Source organism: Methylococcus geothermalis, assembly GCF_012769535.1.
In the GTDB taxonomy this organism is placed as follows: domain Bacteria; phylum Pseudomonadota; class Gammaproteobacteria; order Methylococcales; family Methylococcaceae; genus Methylococcus; species Methylococcus geothermalis.
In genome coordinates, this window is the sequence record NZ_CP046565.1 from 1,224,310 (window position 1) to 1,242,146 (window position 17,837).

At 62.7% G+C, this 17,837-nt stretch carries 18 protein-coding genes; 6 read left to right on the forward strand and 12 right to left on the reverse strand.

All coding sequences use genetic code 11. The annotated features are described in order from the left end of the window. Positions 1–5 precede the first annotated feature (5 nt). The 6 genes from cas8c to GNH96_RS05960 form a co-directional block, all read right to left on the reverse strand. Positions 6–1,979, reverse strand: coding sequence for a type I-C CRISPR-associated protein Cas8c/Csd1 (gene cas8c, locus GNH96_RS05935; protein ID WP_169602833.1), 1,974 nt, complete (start codon positions 1,977–1,979; stop codon positions 6–8). 2 nt (positions 1,980–1,981) lie between these two features. After that, entirely contained in the window at positions 1,982–2,821 is an 840-nt protein-coding gene (cas5c, locus tag GNH96_RS05940) for a type I-C CRISPR-associated protein Cas5c (RefSeq protein ID WP_169602834.1), read from the reverse strand. After that, on the reverse strand, positions 2,818–5,115 hold the full coding sequence (locus GNH96_RS05945; protein WP_169602835.1) for a CRISPR-associated endonuclease Cas3'': 2,298 nt from the start codon (positions 5,113–5,115) through the stop codon (positions 2,818–2,820). The genes cas5c and GNH96_RS05945 overlap by 4 nt, the downstream gene beginning before the upstream one ends. A gap of 398 nt (positions 5,116–5,513) precedes the next feature. After that, entirely contained in the window at positions 5,514–6,485 is a 972-nt protein-coding gene (locus GNH96_RS05950) for a helix-turn-helix transcriptional regulator (protein WP_169602836.1), read from the reverse strand. A gap of 39 nt (positions 6,486–6,524) precedes the next feature. After that, on the reverse strand, positions 6,525–6,800 hold the full coding sequence (locus GNH96_RS05955; RefSeq protein WP_169602837.1) for a cupin domain-containing protein: 276 nt from the start codon (positions 6,798–6,800) through the stop codon (positions 6,525–6,527). Positions 6,801–6,891: 91 nt separating this feature from the next. After that, positions 6,892–7,551, reverse strand: a complete 660-nt coding sequence (locus GNH96_RS05960; protein WP_169602838.1) for an MBL fold metallo-hydrolase — start codon at positions 7,549–7,551, stop codon at positions 6,892–6,894. A gap of 115 nt (positions 7,552–7,666) precedes the next feature. Between GNH96_RS05960 and GNH96_RS05965 the strand changes: the two genes are divergently transcribed. Further along, positions 7,667–8,644, forward strand: a complete 978-nt coding sequence (locus tag GNH96_RS05965; protein ID WP_169602839.1) for an ABC transporter substrate-binding protein — start codon at positions 7,667–7,669, stop codon at positions 8,642–8,644. A gap of 1 nt (position 8,645) precedes the next feature. Here GNH96_RS05965 and GNH96_RS05970 read toward each other — a convergent pair whose 3' ends face one another. Next, positions 8,646–9,548, reverse strand: a complete 903-nt coding sequence (locus tag GNH96_RS05970; RefSeq protein WP_169602840.1) for an ROK family protein — start codon at positions 9,546–9,548, stop codon at positions 8,646–8,648. Positions 9,549–9,707: 159 nt separating this feature from the next. Between GNH96_RS05970 and GNH96_RS05975 the strand changes: the two genes are divergently transcribed. Then, positions 9,708–10,796, forward strand: a complete 1,089-nt coding sequence (locus GNH96_RS05975; RefSeq protein WP_169602841.1) for an AI-2E family transporter — start codon at positions 9,708–9,710, stop codon at positions 10,794–10,796. Between the two features lie 9 nt (positions 10,797–10,805). On the opposite strand, the gene GNH96_RS05980 is transcribed toward GNH96_RS05975, so the two are convergent. The 5 genes from GNH96_RS05980 to GNH96_RS06000 form a co-directional block, all read right to left on the reverse strand. Beyond that, positions 10,806–12,215, reverse strand: coding sequence for a PhoH family protein (locus GNH96_RS05980; RefSeq protein ID WP_169602842.1), 1,410 nt, complete (start codon positions 12,213–12,215; stop codon positions 10,806–10,808). Positions 12,216–12,240: 25 nt separating this feature from the next. After that, positions 12,241–12,726, reverse strand: a complete 486-nt coding sequence (locus tag GNH96_RS05985) for a peroxiredoxin (protein ID WP_169602843.1) — start codon at positions 12,724–12,726, stop codon at positions 12,241–12,243. 25 nt (positions 12,727–12,751) lie between these two features. Next, positions 12,752–13,279 (reverse strand): glycine cleavage system protein R, encoded by a 528-nt coding sequence (locus GNH96_RS05990; RefSeq protein WP_169602844.1) that lies wholly within the window; start codon positions 13,277–13,279, stop codon positions 12,752–12,754. A gap of 64 nt (positions 13,280–13,343) precedes the next feature. Beyond that, the gene (locus GNH96_RS05995) at positions 13,344–14,165 is read right to left on the reverse strand and encodes an undecaprenyl-diphosphate phosphatase (protein WP_169602845.1); all 822 of its coding nucleotides are present in this window, start codon (positions 14,163–14,165) and stop codon (positions 13,344–13,346) included. A gap of 45 nt (positions 14,166–14,210) precedes the next feature. Further along, positions 14,211–14,870 carry a VTT domain-containing protein gene (locus GNH96_RS06000; protein ID WP_169602846.1) on the reverse strand — a complete coding sequence of 220 codons (660 nt, stop codon included), beginning with the start codon at positions 14,868–14,870 and terminating at the stop codon, positions 14,211–14,213. Between the two features lie 129 nt (positions 14,871–14,999). Here GNH96_RS06000 and GNH96_RS06005 point away from each other — a divergent pair, with 129 nt between their 5' ends. The 4 genes from GNH96_RS06005 (at position 15,000) to dapA (ending at position 17,827) form a co-directional block, all read left to right on the forward strand. After that, positions 15,000–15,716, forward strand: coding sequence for an energy transducer TonB (locus GNH96_RS06005; protein WP_228720036.1), 717 nt, complete (start codon positions 15,000–15,002; stop codon positions 15,714–15,716). A gap of 18 nt (positions 15,717–15,734) precedes the next feature. Further along, complete coding sequence (locus GNH96_RS06010; RefSeq protein ID WP_169602847.1) at positions 15,735–16,415, forward strand: MotA/TolQ/ExbB proton channel family protein; 681 nt, start codon at positions 15,735–15,737, stop codon at positions 16,413–16,415. Between the two features lie 11 nt (positions 16,416–16,426). After that, complete coding sequence (locus GNH96_RS06015) at positions 16,427–16,837, forward strand: ExbD/TolR family protein (protein ID WP_169601533.1); 411 nt, start codon at positions 16,427–16,429, stop codon at positions 16,835–16,837. A gap of 114 nt (positions 16,838–16,951) precedes the next feature. After that, positions 16,952–17,827: a 4-hydroxy-tetrahydrodipicolinate synthase gene (dapA, locus tag GNH96_RS06020; protein ID WP_169602848.1), complete on the forward strand. Its 876-nt coding sequence runs from the start codon at positions 16,952–16,954 to the stop codon at positions 17,825–17,827. Positions 17,828–17,837 lie beyond the last annotated feature (10 nt).

A 17,837-nucleotide genomic window follows, 5' to 3' on the forward strand; every position in this document is an offset into this window, starting at 1 on the left:
TGCTGTTAAAGTTGGCTGGATTCGTGGTTTGCGGTCAATTCCAGTTCGTCGTCAATGTCCTCGGGCTGAATTTCCCCCGCCTTTTTCCGGCGAACATACTCGTCGATGGCAGCTTTGCGTACCGCCATCTGCTGATAAAAGCCCAGCGCGAAGCGGCCTTGTTCCACCAGATTGAAATGCCGGGGGAATTGCGGAGCTTCGCCGGGATTTTCCGGTTGAAACAGGGCGACGGTCTCGGTAATGGTGTTCTTGATCTTGTTGGCGGCTGCCTTGCCCTTCTCCCCCTGCTGGCGCAGTTTTTTAAGATGGTGGGTATGCAGTTTCCACAGCAGCGAGAAAGCGGTGTTCGGCGTCGTCGAAGCCGAACCGAAGTAACGCTCGGAAACCGTGGCGCCATCGAATCCGGCGCCGTGCGCCGAACGCTGCAGACTGTCGAAAATGGCGAGCAGCCGGCCGCAGTTGTAGGCGGGATCGCTGGTCTCGAAAATTTGGGGTTCGATCATGGGCACATCATCCTTTCGATTACGGTTGACAATTAAACGCATCAGGGCAAACCGGGAAGGATTCGCCAGTACACTCAACCCATGCTTGGGCAGATCGACTTGTAGCCGGTACAACATGGGTTTCAGCAGCATGGAGGAAAGCGATGCGCCTTCCAGGGCAGCGCGGTAAAGTTGGGTCAGTGTTTCGGACTGCAAGTCCTTGGGATCACGTACGGTGCTGCAAGCCAGACGGAATAAAGCCAAAGGCGGCATCGAATCCTTATCCTTGGTTTTGCGCTTGCCGTTGTCATAGACGCTTGGATCGCCATAGGGCGTGACTTCAAGATCCTTGAACCATCGCTGGAAGTTTTCCATCGCTTGTTCCAAAGTGATGTGCAGCCAGTGACGCACGACGATTCGCCCGGCGTTACCGGAAAGCGTGACGCTGTAGAACCGGTCCCTCTTCACCAACTCCCTATCGATCCCTGCCCATGGCGCGGCAAGAAATCCTCTGATACTGGCCGGATCAGGACGGTTGAACATTTTCGCGATCAATGTCGAAGCCTGGCGGGTTTCCTTGGCCCAGAAACACACGCTGGTTTGGCCGATACGGAGATAGTGGTCATCCTGTTTCAACAGATAGTTGAGCGCGTTACAGTAGGCCGTGGCCGCCTTGGTCGAACTCGGCGCGTTCTGACTTTGATCGAAACCGTAAGAAGTAAACGCAGGCTTGTCGAAAGACACGATCGCGGCCCCGAAGGACTGGGTATTAGGAACCCCTTTAATTTTCTCGCTATGAGTGGCGGCTATGGGTACATCGGTATCGCCGGTGATGAGGCAGGTTCCCCGTTTGGCGGTCGTGTCCCGATCGTCTATTTCCTTCTGGTAGACCCGGCGCCAATAGGGGCGCAACTGGGTTTCGTCATTCAGTAATAACCCGTCGAAACCTTCGACTTCGAAGCTAAAATTATCCAGCCCGAGCTTGGTTTCCGTGCCTACGGCTGTGGTCAACCACCATGCGGGCTTTTCGTTAGGCTTTTGCTCGGCGGCCACTCCCCAGCGCAAAAAAGGTGGTGGGATTTGCGTTTTTTCGTGGTAACGCAGTAATGCGTGTAATGCAGGGCATTGGGTGGCATCGAACGCTTTCACGATTTGCCGCCAGAAATCCATACATTTGGCTTGATTGTTGGCATCGCGCTCCCGCCTCTTTTGGGTGTTCTCCTTGTCCTTTTCGGGGTCGGTATCCAATCCGAATAAACCGGTCAGATTGTCTGCCAAGAATTCCGCAACGCCCCCAGCGTTTTTCACCCGGCTGGTTTGCGGCGCGGAATACTCCTTGCCCCGGTTCTTCTCGCCAATAGTTTCCCTTGGCCCAGCACCAATCAGGTTGCCGTCGACGTCTAGGGAAATGATCCAGCGTACGGCCTTGGGCGAGAACGCCAGATCGTCCAATAAATTGCGCGACTCCGCGAAATCGTTCAGCAGTTTCAGCAGCATGGCTATGCCTCCATTGCCGGCTTGACGGCGAACTGGGCGCGGCTGGGATGGCAGTCGAGTTTGCCGTCACGGACGTCGGCGAAAAAGAACAAAGCCTCTGGTCTCACCAGAACTCCGGTGGAGCGCGGCGTCAATGCCTTCGACTTGCGCTTCTTCGCAGGTTCCAGACGGATAGGAGAATCCACCGCCGCATTATCTTCCTGCAGCCAACGAAAACCGTGCGCTCGTAATTCCGGAGCAAAAACGTCATACAGCATCAGTCCGATGTTTTCGTCGTAACGGCGCCACTCCGAGCCGAGTTCCTGTTGACGCCGTTCGAATGCGGCTTCGGCATCCTCCTCCCACTCGAAATCGCAGGCGAACTCGCGCACGCCCAAATATGGCCGGTGATAACACTTACCATTGCGCGCCCGGCGCCGGATTTCCTCGACATAGGTCTTGATGCCGTGGCGGCTGCCAAGTCCGCTGGGCCTCACCTCGGCGGTGATCAGATATTCCACCTCCTGCAAGGCCAGCATGTTGCGCTGGGTTCCGTCCGGCGCGCCGCCGCCCGCCTGGATAGGCGACACCTCCTCCGGCGACGTCATCCAGGTTTTCGCGCTGACCAGGCTGATGACGCTGATGACTTCATTGCGACGGAAGGAAAACCAGTTTCCGCGTCGTATCACATGTATGGCGTCGATCAGGTAATAAATTTCCGGTTCCCAGAACACGGCTTCGAGCACGCCGCGCGCAGCGGACGGCGTCATGACGGGATAGCTCACCCGCTCCACCTTCATTTCCGGACGGGTGAAGCAGGCGTAATCGCCCCAGACCCGGAGCGTGATACGGTTGTCGGTCATAGCAGGAAATCCTCCGTGGGGCGCTGATCGATGAGTACGCCGAGGTGGTCGTGATACCAACCTTCCTCCAGCACTGGAATATCAAGGTTGGGGAGCAAGGGCCGTATGGCCTTGAGGGATAGCAAACGCTGGTGATCGCGCGTATGCAGATTGACCATGTAGCGCTGCAGTGCGCGGAGGTCGTCGCGGCTAATGCGGGGCTTCCCGGGCTCGACTGGCCGCTCGCGGATGGTGCGAACAATATCTATCGCTTTTCCATAAGGCACGACGGCCGCTTGGGTATCATCCTCGATGACCCGGGCCAATCCGGCGACTTTGCGAAAATGCAGCTTTTCGCGCTCCTCCTGAATTTTACGGTCGGTCGGGACCAGTTGATAGAGCTGATCGAAATAGCGATCGAACAAGGCGGGGTCCGTCGTCAGTTTTTCCATGTCCATTCCATCCAAAAGCGTTGCCGTCAAACCGGTGGCCGTTTTGTAGATTCCGGCAGGAAGGCTGTGAGTTTCAGGCCGGAAGACGATGACTTTTCCTGGTATGGCATTACCGTTTTCATCCGTCAACAAGTTCTCCCGGTTGCAGCGCCCCGCCGTTTGCACGATGGAATCCATGGGAGCCAGCGCCCGCCAGACGGCAGGAAAGTCCACGTCGACCCCGGCTTCGATCAATTGGGTAGATACCAAACGGCAAGGCTGCCGGTTACGCAAGCGCCAGCGGATGGTGCCGGGTGCGGGATCGCGGTCTTCGCCCAGTATCGCCAGCCGATGCTCGGCGCACATGGCCGAGGAGAGATGAAACACCGAATCCTTGTCCCCGACCGAGTTACGCAGTTTCTCCCAGAGTTCGAAGGCATGGCGGCGCACGTTGACCACGCAGAGCACCTGATCGCACTCGGCCATGCTTTCAGCCAAGGTTTCCCAAGCCAAGGTTTCGTCGGGACGCGGAAACGGCTTGAAGGCAACCCGATTGAGCCGCCGGAAAACCGCCTTGGCAACGTCGTCATCAAGGATCGGCTTGATTTCATCCGGCGAAAATCCTTCCGTCAGCGACAGAGGCCGGCGGCGGAATGCGGGCTGGGTCGCGGTCGAAAACACGAAACTGGTTCCGTAGTGTTGGCGCAATTCGCGGAACACGTTCAGCAAGGGGTTGAGCAGGTGCGAAGGCAGGGTTTGCACTTCGTCGAAGATCACCACGGAACGGGCGATATTGTGCAGCTTGCGGCAGCGGGAGGTGCGGCTGGCGAACAGGGTTTCGATGAATTGCACCGAGGTCGTGACGATAACCGGCGCATCCCAGTTCTCCACCGCGTATTCCGCCGGGTGTTTCTCGAAAGGGGACAGTGGCCGCGATTCGTCCACGTCTTCCGGCACGGGTATGGCGGAATGGTGCTCCACGACGATGCCTTCGTCATCCGGGTCGAGAATGCGCCGATACTGTGCGGCGTTCTGCTCGATGATGCTCAGGTACGGGATGACTACGATGACCCGTCGTAGCTGGTGGTGCGCGGCGTGGGCCAAGGCGAAAGCCATCCCCGAGAGTGTCTTGCCTCCACCGGTAGGTACCGTCAAGGAGAAAAAGCCCGGAGCTTCGTTAGCGCGATCAAGGCACGCCTGAAAAATGCGGTGCCGCAAGGCGTTGAGTTCACCTTCGCTGGATTTTGCGTTCTTTTCGTCCATCAGGCGCTGCAACAGTCCAGCGGCATCCAGTTTGGGAGCCAAACGGCAGAATCCATTGGCATGCGCTTCGGTATCGAGCCGGTCCGCGTCGATCAGCAGGGAGAACAACATGCGGATGTAGAACTCGACAGAATATGGGCTTGTTTGTATGAAGTCGGGGTCGGCGATGCGCTCCGGTAGTTTTCCCAATTCACGCTCGAAGCGGGTCAGCAACGGAGGAACACGCGTTTCCGCCTGGTATTTGGACCCGAGCAACAGTTCTTGCAGGGCATCGCGATCATGTAGACCCGCATGATGTCCGGCGATGGCGAAAGCCGGCCCATTACTTTCCCGCTGAAATGCCGCTGCCGCACCGTAGACGGCGTGATGGGTTTCGGTGCTGCTATCGCGCTGATTTCGCAAGTAAGACTGAAACTCGTCCCGGTACTTGCCCAGGTCATGCAGCCGCCCTGCCCAATCGGCCGATTCATTTAAAGCCGGACATGCCTTTTCGGAAAAATGCCGAGCCAACTTACCGACGAAATAGAGATGCTCTCGCAGCAAGTGCGGTACGCCGGAAGCGTTTTCCGTATGAGCTAAATAAGTAGTTTCTAATTTTTCTTGCACCATCAAAGACGCCATGACGGATTCCTGGCTATGGAAACGAATGATTTTCTAATTGCGCCAAAAATCAAAGAGCTAATCCTGGGGGATCGCCATATCGGCGCAGATCCGCTCACATTGGCGAGCCTCTCGTTCTGTGTTGTGTTCCCACTTCACGCCACGCCGGCCTGGTCCCACGCCTGATGAACGTCGGGATGTCGTAGTCATTCCAGCGATCGGTGAAATTCGTGCCTCGGGGACTGGAAGCTGCGCAGGCCTGGGCGCAACAGGGAAGGGGGGTCCGACGGTACGGCGGGACATGCGTTTCATGGCCGCAAGACATTGCTTTCATCGTTCTGCTCCTGGTTCAAGGAAAGCGGCAGGATGGAAGATACGGCGCCTACTGCCTCATGGCGTGAGGCAGTGAAAAATTTTTTTCAATCCCGGTAGAGCGATGCCATGTCGGCGATGGCTTCTTGAACCTTCTGGCGCAGGGGGGGTGGTTCGAGCACTTCCACTTCGGCGCCGTGCTTGAGAATGTCCATGACCAGCTCGCGGTCGTCGGCATAAGGAACCGTCAGCAGATAGCGTCCGGCCTCGTCCCATTCGCCGTGCTGCCGGGGATGCCAGGTTTCTCGGCTGACCCATTGGGCCCGTTGGGGCGTGAAGCGCAGCCGGGCGTATTGTCCGGCCGGGCCGGAGAAGATGCCGTAGCCGCTGTCCAGATGGGCGTCGAGTCTGGCCGGGTCGATGTCCACGGCCGGCTCGGGGAGCGCTTCGACGGTGGTCAAGGCATCGATTGCGAAGCGGCGGAGGGCGTCGCGCAGGTGGCACCAGCCGTCGAGGTACCAGGCGCCGCGGTGATGGGTGAGGCGCTGGGGCGAGACGACGCGGCTGAGGGTGGCACCGGTTTCCCGATTGAAATGGCCGATGTTCAGCCGGCGGCGTTCGAAGAGGGCGGTGGCGACCGGCTCGAAGTGGCGCAGCTCGACGGCGCGCTGAGCGGTCTGGATGATGCGGACCCGCTTTTCGATTTCGCCCACGCTGCGATCGCCCTGTTCCAGCAGGCCGTTGAGGCGGTCGAGCAGCGGGCGCACGTGTGGTTCGAGCAGGCCGGGCTGGATCTCGGCCAGCAGCCGGCGCATGGTGAGGAGGGCATGGATTTCCGAGGCGTTGAACCACAGGCCGGGCAGTTCGTGGCCGGTCCGTTCGCCGGGTTCGCCGAGCCGGTAGCCGCGCCGTTCGCGGTCCCATTCGATGGGGGCGTTGAGCCGCTCGCGGAGATATTCGAGATCGCGGACGAAGGTGGCGCGCGAGACGCCGAGGACGTCGAGAAACTCCCCGAGCGGCACGGTGCGCCGCTCGCGCAGCATCTGTTCGATCCGGTAGAAGCGCTCGGTGCGGTCCATGGGGTGGCCGGAGCCCGGGTCCGCGAAGGGTGCTTCGGCTCAGCCGAAGGTGTAGTGCTTTCTCACCGGCACGTGCACATCCCAGGTGCAGGACAGGCCGGCGGGGAACGTGACCAGGTCGCCCTTGCCGAAGCGGACCGGCTCGCCGCCGTTGGGGGTGACGGTGACCTCGCCTTCGAGGATGTAGCAGGTTTCGCTTTCGTCGTAGGTCCAGGGGAAGGACGAGACGCCGCAGCTCCAGGTCGGCCAGCGCCTGACACCCAGTTCGCCGAGGCGGGTTTCCGGGGGATTGTTTTCGACTTTGATGGTGGACATGGGGTCGGCTCCTGTCATCGAGTGGGACGGAGCGGAAAATCTAGCCCAAAGGTCAGGGGCTCGTCGAGATTTCAGAGGGCGCGCCGGGTTTTTAGCCTGCGGCCGATCGAGTGCTGATGCCCTCTCCCACGAAGGGGTTGGAGCGCCGCTCCTCGCCGAACGTCGAGGTCGGCCCGTGGCCGGGAATGAAGGTCACGTCGTCGCCCAGCGGGAACAGCCGCTCGCGGATGGAATGGATCAGGGTGTCGTAGTCGCCGCGGGGGAAGTCGGTGCGACCGATCGAGCCCTTGAACAGGACGTCGCCGACCAAGGCCAGCCGCTGGCCACGATGGAAGAACACCACATGGCCGGGCGTGTGGCCGGGGCAGTGCAACACCGCCAGGGTCTCCGCGCCGAAGCTCACCGTGTCGCCGTGCTCCAGCCAGCGGTCGGGGGTGAAGACCGTGGCCCGCGGCAGGCCGAACATCAGGCATTGCTGGGGCAGGATTTCGATCCAGAACGCATCGTCCCGATGCGGGCCTTCGATCGGGATGCCGAGGCGCGTGGCGAGGGCGGCGGCGCCGGCGGCGTGGTCGGCATGGGCGTGGGTCAGCAGGATCTTGCTCAGGGTGAAGCCGGCGTCCTCGGCCGCGGCCATGATCCGGTCCAGCTCGCCGCCGGGATCGACCACGGCGCCCAGGCCGGTGGCCTCGCAGCCGAGGATCGTGCAGTTCTGCTGGAACGGGGTGACGGGGATGACGACGGCTTTCATGCGGCTGTTTCCAGGCGGGTCCGAGGAAGCCATGGTAATCGAAAACGCGGCCGACATGGTTTCGATCCGGCGGTGCACGCATAATGCACGGTTTACTGGTCCTTGGAGCCTACGAATGATCCTGAAGCGCCTGTCGTTCATCGCCGGCTTGCTCGGCGCATCGTTTTCCCTCATCGCCGCCGAGCCGGCGACCGTCCGCATCGGTACCTTGGCGACCGGAACCGTCCACTGGGAAGTGGCGGCGATGCGCCATGGCGGGCTGGATAAAGCCAATGGCGTGGTGCTGGACGTGACGATGCTGGCAGGTCCTGATGCGGGCAAGATCGCCCTGCAGGGCGGCAGCCTCGATGTGATCGCGACCGACTGGATCTGGGTGGCGCGGCAGCGGGAGAAGGGGGCGGATTACAGTTTCGTGCCGTATTCCAGCCATCAGGGGGTGCTCATGGTGAAGGCGGATTCCGCCATCCGGACCCTGGCCGATCTCCAGGGCAAGCGGCTGGGCGTGGTCGGCGGCGGCCTGGACAAGAACTGGCTGCTGCTCAAAGGCGCGGCCCAGCAAAAATACGGCCTCGATCTGGCGGCCCAGGCCGAGCCGGTGTTCGGCGCCCCGCCGCTGCTGGCCCAACAGCTCAAGCAGGGGCGGCTCGATGCGCTGCTCACCTACTGGCATTTCGCTGCCAGGCTGGAAAGCGAGGGCTTCCGCCGCCTGATCGACGGCAGGGAAGTCCTGCGGGACCTCGGCGTCAATTCGGAGATGGCCAGCCTTGGCCTGGTATTCCGCGAAGGCTGGGTGCGCCGCAACCGGGCGGGGCTGGAGGGGCTGCTCAAGGGCATGGATGGCGCGCGGGAAGCGCTCTGCACCTCCGATGAAGCCTGGGCGACGGTCGCTCCCTTGAGCGGCGAAACCAGGCCGGAAGTGCTGGCGGCCTTGCGCCGGGGCTACTGCGAGGGTCGGATTACGGAAACCGGCGCGGCCCAGGCCGCCAGCGCGGAAAAGGTCTATGCGCTATTGCGCAGGTTCGGCGGAGCCGGGTTCGCACAGGGTGGAGGCGGCCTGCCACCGGGAGTGTTCTGGTCCGCGCCGGCCCGGTAGTTCAGCGCTTCCACAGCCAGGCCGCTCCCCGTACCCCGCTGGAATCGCCATAGCGCGGCGGCACCAGCTTGGTATCGACCCGGTCGGAGAACACGTACTGTCCCCACAGCCGCGGTACGTTGGCGTACAGCCGCGAGCAGTTGGAAAGCCCGCCGCCCAGCACGATGACGTGCGGGTCCACGATGTTGATGACATGGGCCAGTGCGCGGGCCAGCCGGTCCTCGTACAGCGCCATGCTGCCGCGGCAGGTCGAATAGCCGACTTCCGCGCGTTCGGCGATGGTCTTGGCGTCCAGGGATTCGCCGGTTCGGCGCTCGTGGTCGCGGGCGAGTCCGGGGCCGGACAGGAAGGTTTCGATGCAGCCGCTCCTGCCGCAGTAGCAGGGCGGGCCGGGACGTTCGACGCCTTGCGGCCAGGGCAGCGGATTGTGGCCCCACTCTCCGGCGATGGCGTTGGCGCCGTTGAGCAGCTTGCCCCGCACCACGATGCCGCCGCCCACGCCGGTGCCCAGGATCACCCCGAACACGATTTCGGCACGGGCCGCGGCGCCGTCCACGGCTTCGGACAGGGCGAAGCAGTCGGCGTCGTTCGCCAGCCGCACCGGCCGCCCCAGCGCCCGTGCCAAGTCTTCCCGCAGCGGCATGCCGTTCAAACATACCGAGTTGGAGTTCTTGAGCCGGCCGGTCGATGCCGACACCGCGCCCGGCGTGCCGATCCCCACCGTGCCTTTCTCGGCCAGCTCGTCTTCGGCCTCCTCGACCAGTTTCATGATGGTCCGGATGGTTTCCGGGTAATTGCCTTGGGGGGTGTCGGCGCGGCGCCGGAGCAGTTCCCGGCCGTGGGAGGTCAGGGCGATCAGTTCGACCTTCGTTCCCCCGAGGTCGATGCCCAGCAGCAAACTCATGCAGTCAACGGATCCGTCATACAAAAACCGTGAGAGTAGCCATTAGGACCGCGCAAGCGCAAGCGGCACAGGAGAAGACGTAGCGGTCGTGTAGTACCATTCCGCTCAAATGCCCGGCGGGGCACACAAAATAACTACAAGAACTTAAGGGAGGGGGAGATGCAGCACTTGCGCGAATGGCTCAGCGACTGGTTCAGGCGGATACTTCCCAACGCCCAGGCCGTCTCGTTTGCGATTCTGCTGGTGGTCGGCTTCATCGTCGTGGTCAGCCTGGCCAAGATGCTGATGCCGGTGTTCGCCGCCGGCGTCATCGCCTACCTGCTGGAGGGCATCGTCGAGATCGGCGAGCAAAGGAAGCTCCCGCGGCTGGTCTCGGTCATCGTGGTTTATGTTCTGTTCCTGACGCTGCTGCTGGTCATTTTCATCGGACTGCTGCCGCTGCTGTACCAGCAGACCCTTCAATTGATCGAGCAGGCGCCGAGCTGGGTCAACCGCGGGCAGGTGCTGATCATGGAATTGCCGGAGCGCTATCCGGACTACGTCACCCAGGAGCAGGTGAACGAGCTGATCGGCGTGATCCGGCAGGAGCTGATCTCGTACGGGCAATCCATGCTGACCTATTCCTATGCCTCGCTGGTCAGCCTCATCACCGTGGTGGTCTATTTCATCCTGGTGCCGCTCCTGGTGTTCTTCTTCCTCAAGGACAAGGATCGCATCCTGGGCTGGTTCACCCAGTACCTCCCGCGCGACCGCAACCTCTCCAACCGGGTGTGGAAGGAGGTCGACATGCAGATCGGGAACTATGTGCGGGGCAAGTTCGTCGAGATCGTCATCCTGTTCGCGGCGAGCTTCGTGACCTTTTCCCTGATGGGCCTGAACTACGCCCTGCTGCTGGCAGTGCTGATGGGACTTTCGGTCATCATCCCCTACGTCGGCGCGACCCTGGTGACCTTTCCGGTCATGATCGTCGCGTTCTTCCAGTGGGGCGTCTCCGACGATTTCTGGTACCTGATGCTGGCCTACGCCATCATCCAGGCATTGGATGGGGTCATGCTGGTGCCGCTGCTGTTTTCAGAGGTCGTCAATCTCCACCCCGTGGCCATCATCGTGGCGATCCTGTTCTTCGGCGGCTGGTGGGGATTCTGGGGCGTGTTCTTTGCCATCCCGCTGGCCACGCTGGTGAAGGCGGTGCTCAGTGCGTGGCCGCGGTTGGGGGAAGGCGAAATGCCCGCCGCCGGTGGACGGTAAGTCCGGGGGTCAGAGCGTGTCCGAAGCGAAATCCGCCAGCCGCGAGCGTTCGCCACGGCGCAGCGTGATGTGGGCTGCATGCGGCCATTGCTTGAAGCGGTCGACGACATAGGTGAGGCCCGAGGTGGTGCCGGTGAGGTAGGGCGTGTCGATCTGGCCGATGTTGCCGAGGCAGACGATCTTGGTGCCGGGGCCGGCGCGGGTGATCAGGGTCTTCATCTGCTTCGAGGTCAGGTTCTGGGCCTCGTCGAGGATGATGTAGCGGTTCAGGAAGGTGCGGCCGCGCATGAAGTTGAGCGAACGCACCTTGACCCGGTTGAGCAGCAGGGTGTTGGTCGCCGCCCGTTCCCAGGCGCCGGCGTTCTCGTGGCTGCTGAGCAGTTCCAGGTTGTCGAGCAGCGCGCCCATCCAGGGCGTCATCTTCTCTTCCTCCGTGCCGGGCAGGAAGCCGATGTCCTCGCCCAGCGGAATCGTCTCCCGGCTCATGATGATCTCGCGGTACAGCTTCTGGTCCAGCGTCATGACCAGGCCGGCGGCCAGGGCCAGCAGGGTTTTGCCGGTGCCGGCGCTGCCGAGCAGGGTGACGAAGTCGATGTCCGGATCGAGCAGGACGTTGAGCGCGAAATTCTGTTCGCGGTTGCGGGCCTGGATGCCCCAGACGGCATGCTGCGGCGTGCGGAAGTCGCGGGCCAGCTCGATCACGGCGCTGCCGTTCTCGCGCCGGCGCACGATGGCTTCGAACTGGGATTCGTCGGCCAGATAGAGGTACTGGTTGGGGAAGAAGTCCTTCACCAGCGGGCCCTGGACCCGGTAGAAGGTGCGGCCTCGCTCCTGCCAGGACTCCATCTTGCCGCCGTGGGTGTCCCAGAAGTCGGGCGGAAGTTCGATAGCGCCGCTGTAGAGCAGGTTGACGTCGTCCAGCACCTGGTCGTTGTGGTAGTCCTCGGCCCGAAGGCCAAGCACCGTGGCCTTGATGCGCATGTTGATGTCTTTCGACACCAGCACCACCTGCCGGTGGGGGCATTCTTCGGACAGCGCCAGGAGCGTCGCCAGGATCGAGTTGTCCGGAATGTCGCCGGGCAGGCTCACGGGGAGGGAGGCCGCGAGGCGGCGCGTCTGGAAGAACAGTCGGCCCTGGCAGCGCTCGTCGATGCGGCCGGCGTAGTCGGTCCGCGTCAGCGGGATGCCCTGGTCGATGTCGTCCAGGGCGGTCAGGTGGACCAGTTCGTCGAGGAAGCGGCTGGCCTGGCGGGCGTTCCGCGCCACGTCGGACAAGCCCTTCTTGCCGTGATCGAGCTCTTCCAGCACGATCATCGGGATGAAGATGTCGTGTTCCTGGAAGCGGAACAGCGAGGCGGGATCGTGCATCAGCACATTGGTGTCGAGCACGAACAACTTGCGATCGGCGGCGGACGTCATGTGCGGTTTTCCCTTTCCGAAGGGGTCAAGCGGAGCTCTTCGCGGCGAGCCCTGCGACGGCCCGGAGCACCGCCTCGGCATGGCCTTTGACGCTGACCTTGCGCCATTCGGCGGCGAGCCGTCCTTCGGCATCGATCAGAAACGTGCTGCGCTGGATGCCTCGCACCTGTTTACCGTACAGGTTTTTCATGCGGATGACATCGAACATCTGGCACAGCGTTTCGTCGCCGTCGGAGAGCAGTTCGAACGGGAATTCGTACTTGCAGCGGAAGCGCTCGTGCGATTTCAGGCTGTCGCGGGAAACGCCCACGATGTCCGCGCCGAGCTTCTGGAATTCGGGATAAAGGTCGCGGAAATCCTGGCCCTCCTGGGTGCATCCCGGCGTGCTGTCCTTGGGATAGAAATAAAGGACCAGGTAGCGGCCGCGCCGTTCGGACAGTTGGAACGGCCGGCCCGCGGTCGATTCGGCCCGGAAGTCCGGAACGGGCTGGCCGATCGTCGGTGTGCTCATGGGGAGGCTCCTGTGGGAAAACGGGTCAGCGTTTGACCGGCTCCAGGATGGCATCGAGGTTTTGCCGGTCGCAGAATTCGACGAATTCGTCCCGCAACGGGATGATTTTCAGGTCCGGCGGGATCATCACGGTGAGGTGGCCGATGAACATCGGCGTCCCGCTGTACGGCGCGGGTGGACGGCTGGTGCTGACGTCCAGGATCTTGATGTTGCGGGCGACGAAGAAATCCGCGAGTTCGAAGAGGTGGCTGCCGTTCTCTCCGGCCACCACGTCCACGGCGTAAGGAATCGCGTCGTCTTCCCGCGGCTTGTCTTCGGGGGCCCGCAGCATGTGGATCTTGAGCGCATAGCGGGCGGCCAGGTTTTCCAGCGCGCTTTCGAACCGGGCAATGTGGTTCCAGTTGCCTTCCACCATCAGATGGCCGGCGAATTCGGTGCCGAGTTCGGTCATCCGGCTTTCGAGCAGGGTACATCGGCATTCGCTCACCACCTGGCTGATTTCGGCGATCAGGTTCAGGCGATAGGCGCCCAGTATGGTTGCGACGATTTGCATTCGATGAGGACTGGGGTTGTTGGGCGGGAGTTTGGCGGAAAGTTTATCACGTCAGGCCCGGCGCTCAGGCGCTCCAGGCGACCAGCCCGTAATGGGCTGTAGCCAGCACGACCAGGCCGAAGGCAATCCGGTACCAGGCGAAGGCGGTGAAATCATGTCCGCCGATGTAGCGCAGCAGCCCCCGCACGGCGAGGAAGGCGCTGACGAAGGCCGCCGCGAAGCCGATCCCGAAGGAAGAAAGGTCTTCCACGTGGAGGATTCCTCCGGTCTTGTAGAGGTCGTAGGCCGTGGCGATGAACAGCGTCGGGATGGCCAGGAAGAACGAGAATTCGGTGGCGGCCCGGCGCGAAAGCCCCAGCAGCAGGCCGCCGATGATGGTGGCGCCGGAGCGTGAGGTACCGGGGATCATCGCCAGGGTCTGGAACAGGCCCAGCTTGAGCGCCAGGCGCCAGTCGATGTCGTCGATGGATGCCACCCGCGGGGGGCGTTTGCGCCGTTCCACCCAAAGGATGACCAGCCCGCCCAGGATGAAAGTGGTCGTCACCGTGGCGGAGTTGAAAAGGTGAGCCTTGATGGCCTTGCCGGCCAGGAATCCCACGACGCCGGCGGGGACGAAGGCGATGATGAGGTTCATGACGAAGCGGCGGGCCTGCCGGCTGTGGCCGAGGCCGAACAGCAGCTCGACGAGCTTGCGCCGGTATTCCCAGCACACGGCGAGGATCGCCCCGGATTGGATGACGACCTCGAAGAGTTTGCCGCGGTCGTCGTTGAATTCGAGCAACTCGCCCACGAGGATGAGATGGCCGGTGCTCGACACCGGCAGAAATTCGGTCAGGCCTTCGACGAGGCCGAGGATCAGGGCATTGAGCCAGTCGGGAAGCAGCATGGGGGAACCAGATGGATGTGGAAGGGCGTGTCGAAATGACTTGGGTCAGCTTTTCCGGGCGGGTGCGGCTTGGGCCGAGCGCTCGCGCAGATAGCCGATCACGAGGGGGAGCACCGAGACGGCGATGATGGACAGCACCACGACGCTGAAATTGTCCTTGACCCAGGGGATGTTGCCGAAGCCATAGCCCGCCCCAACCAGGAGGCCCACCCAGAGCAGGCCGCCGATGATGTTGAAGGTGGCGAATACCACGTACCGCATGCTGCCGACGCCGGCCAGGAAAGGGGCGAAGGTCCGCACGATCGGCACGAAGCGGGCGATGATGATGGTCATCTTGCCGTAGTGCTCGAAATAGCTGTGCGTGCGCTCGATGTGTTTCCGGTCGATGAAGCGCAGGAAATCGCGGTCGTGGAGCTTGTATCCGAAGAAATAGCCCACCAGGTAGTTGACGGCATCGCCCACGATCGCCGCCGTGGCGAGGACGAGGCCCAGGGTCGAAACGTCCATGGCGCCGGTAGCCGCCACCGCGCCGGCGGCGAACAGCAGCGAATCGCCGGGCAGGAAGGGGAGGACGATGAGGCCGGTTTCGCAGAACACGACCAGGAACAGGCTCAGGTAGATCCGGCTGCCGTGGGCCGCCGCCAGCTCCGGCAGATGCCGGTTGAGATGGAGGATGTAGTCCAGATAACTGGTCAATTCAGGCATGATGGTCCGAGTAGGGGTAAGGTCTTGAAGATAAGCTTGATACGGTGGATTTGCGGTGGGAGTCGCGACTAGGAATCGGTATCGGAGACCCTGTATGATAGTTCATCTCGTGTGGTTCCGATCCTTCTCTTGTCCGTTCTCCGCCCCTTGCCCCCAACGACCGAATCCTTCTATCGACCGGGCGCGGTGATCCTGCTGCTGGTTTCCGTGGCGCATCTCGGCCTGTGGCTGGCCTGGCGGGAGATGAAGCGGCTGGAACCGGCGCGCGTGCCGCAGCAGGCCATCGAGGTTTCCCTGCAGATGCTGGCGCCGAAGGCACAGGAACCGGCGGCATCTCCCGCGCCGGCGCCGACCGCGCCGCCGAAGCCGGTGACTCCGCCCAAGCCGAAACCCGTCGCCAAGCCCAAACCGGTGGCCAAGACTTTGCCCAAACCTTTGCCGGTCCGGCCCGCCGAAGAGGCGTCGGCCAAGAGCGAGCCCGCCAGCGCGCCGCCGCCCGAAAGCGCTCCGGCTGCGCGGGCCGAGGGAGGCGGCGCTGTGGGGGCGCCGGCCGTCCCGCCTTCGACGCCTGCGAACTTCAGCGCCAATTATTTGCACAATCCGCTGCCCGACTACCCGGTATTCGCCAAGAAGCAGCGCTGGCAGGGCAAGGTCATGCTCAAGGTCCACGTCTTGCCGACGGGCCTGCCGGCCGAAGTCGAGCTGCAAGCCAGCAGCGGCCACGACATCCTCGACGAGTCCGCGATGGAAACGGTCCGCCGCTGGCGCTTCGTCCCGGCGACCAAGGGCGGCAAGGCGGTGGCCAGCTGGGTCGTGGTACCGCTCGAATTCTCTCTGACTCATTGACAGCACTCGGCAGGAATCATGGTCACCGATACGTCCACCCTCATCATCAACGTCACCCTCTGGGTACTGATCTCGTTTTCCGTCCTCACCTGGACGCTCATCGTTCTCAAGGTCTGGCAATATTGGCGGCAGAGCCTCGCCAACCGGAGTTTCGAAGAACGGTTCTGGGGCGCCTCCAGCCTCGACGAGGCCCGCGGGGAAATCGCCGCCGGCAAGACCTCGCCCGTCGTCCGGCTCGCCAGCGCCGGCTTCGATGTGCTCGACAGCGCCAGCCAGAACCATCCGCCGGCCCTCAAATACAGAGGCGATCTACTCGCCACCCTGGAGCGCAAGCTCAAGCGGCAACTGGAGCGCGAATCGCGGCTGTCGGACATTGGGCTCACGGTCCTTGCCAGCATCGGGTCGACGGCGCCTTTCGTGGGCCTGTTCGGGACCGTCTGGGGCATCATGCATGCCTTGCAGGACATCAGCAAAAGCGGCAAGGCCAGCCTCGAGGTGGTGGCCGGTCCGATCGGCGAGGCGCTGATCGCCACCGCCATCGGCATCGCCGTCGCGGTGCCCGCCGTGCTGGCCTACAACTTTTTGATGCGGCAATCGCGGCGCCGGCAGCAGGCGCTGGAAATCTTCGCCGAAGACTTCCTGCACCTGGTCAGCGCCGAGACCGCCCACCGCCCCGTCGGCTACGCTCAGGGCGAGTGAAGGAGACCGCCATGGCCATGAAAACCGGGGGCGACAACGATGAAGTGATGAGCGAGATCAACGTCACCCCGCTGGTCGACGTCATGCTGGTGCTGGTGATCGTGTTCCTGGTGACGGCGCCGCTGCTGACCCAGAGCATGAACGTCAACCTGCCCAAGACCGGCGCGGTGGCCGCCTCGGACGACAACAAGTCGACCCCGATCGGCATCGACGCCCAGGGACGCATCGTGCTGGACAAGACCGAGATCGCCGATCTGGCGCAGCTGGAAGCCAGGCTCCGGGAAGCGGTGCAGCAGAATCCGGACGCCCTGTACATCGTCCATGCCGACCAGGCGGTGAGCTATGCCGTCGTCGCCAAGGTGCTGGCCACCGCCCACAAGGCCGGGGTCAACCGGCTGTCCCTGGCGACGGTTCAGGAGTAGCGGTCTGGCGACGTCGTCCGGGGCATTTTCCAAGCCGTTCCGGAATGCCCTTTCCCGTGTTGTCAGTGATAGGGGCGACACGCTACCATCGACACTTTTTAGCGGATGCATCGAATGATTCAAGGCAGTATCGTTGCCCTGGCAACTCCCATGGAGCCCGATGGGGGGCTGGACATCCCCGGCCTGAGGCGGCTCGTCGAGTTCCACATCGAACAGGGAACGGACGCCATCGTGGCGGTGGGGACGACCGGTGAATCGGCGACGCTGGACGAGGAGGAGCACACCGAAGTCATCCGGCTGGTGGTGGAGCAGGTGGCCGGCCGCATTCCGGTCATTGCCGGTACCGGCGCGAATGCAACCACCGAGGCCATCAGCCTGACCGCCAAGGCCAAGGCCGTCGGCGCGGATGCCTGTCTGCTCGTCACACCCTATTACAACAAGCCGACTCAGGAGGGCCTCTACCGGCATCACCGGGCGGTCGCCGAGGCGGTGGACATTCCGCAGATTCTTTACAATGTGCCCGGCCGTACCGGCTGCGACATGCTGCCGGCCACGGTGGGGAGGCTGGCCGAAGTTCCAGGCATCGTCGGCATCAAGGAAGCGACCGGCAAGCTCGAACGGCTGGCCGAGATCCGGGCGCTGTGTCCCGAGGGCTTCGCCCTGTATTCCGGTGATGACGCGACGGCTTGCGAGTTCTGTCTGAGGGGCGGGAGCGGGGTGATTTCCGTCACGGCCAACGTGGCGCCCCGGCTCATGCACGAAATGTGTCGGGCAGCCATCGCCGGAGACCGGACCAGCGCCGAGGCTTTCAACCGGCGGCTCGAAGCCTTGCACCGCGAGCTGTTCATCGAGTCCAACCCCATACCCGTGAAATGGGCATTGTGCGAGATGGGGCTGATCAAGGAGGGTATCCGCCTGCCGCTGACCTGGCTGGACGAGTCGTGCCGGGAGCCGGTGCGCCAGGCGCTGCGCCAAGCCGGCGCGATCTGAGGATCATCCC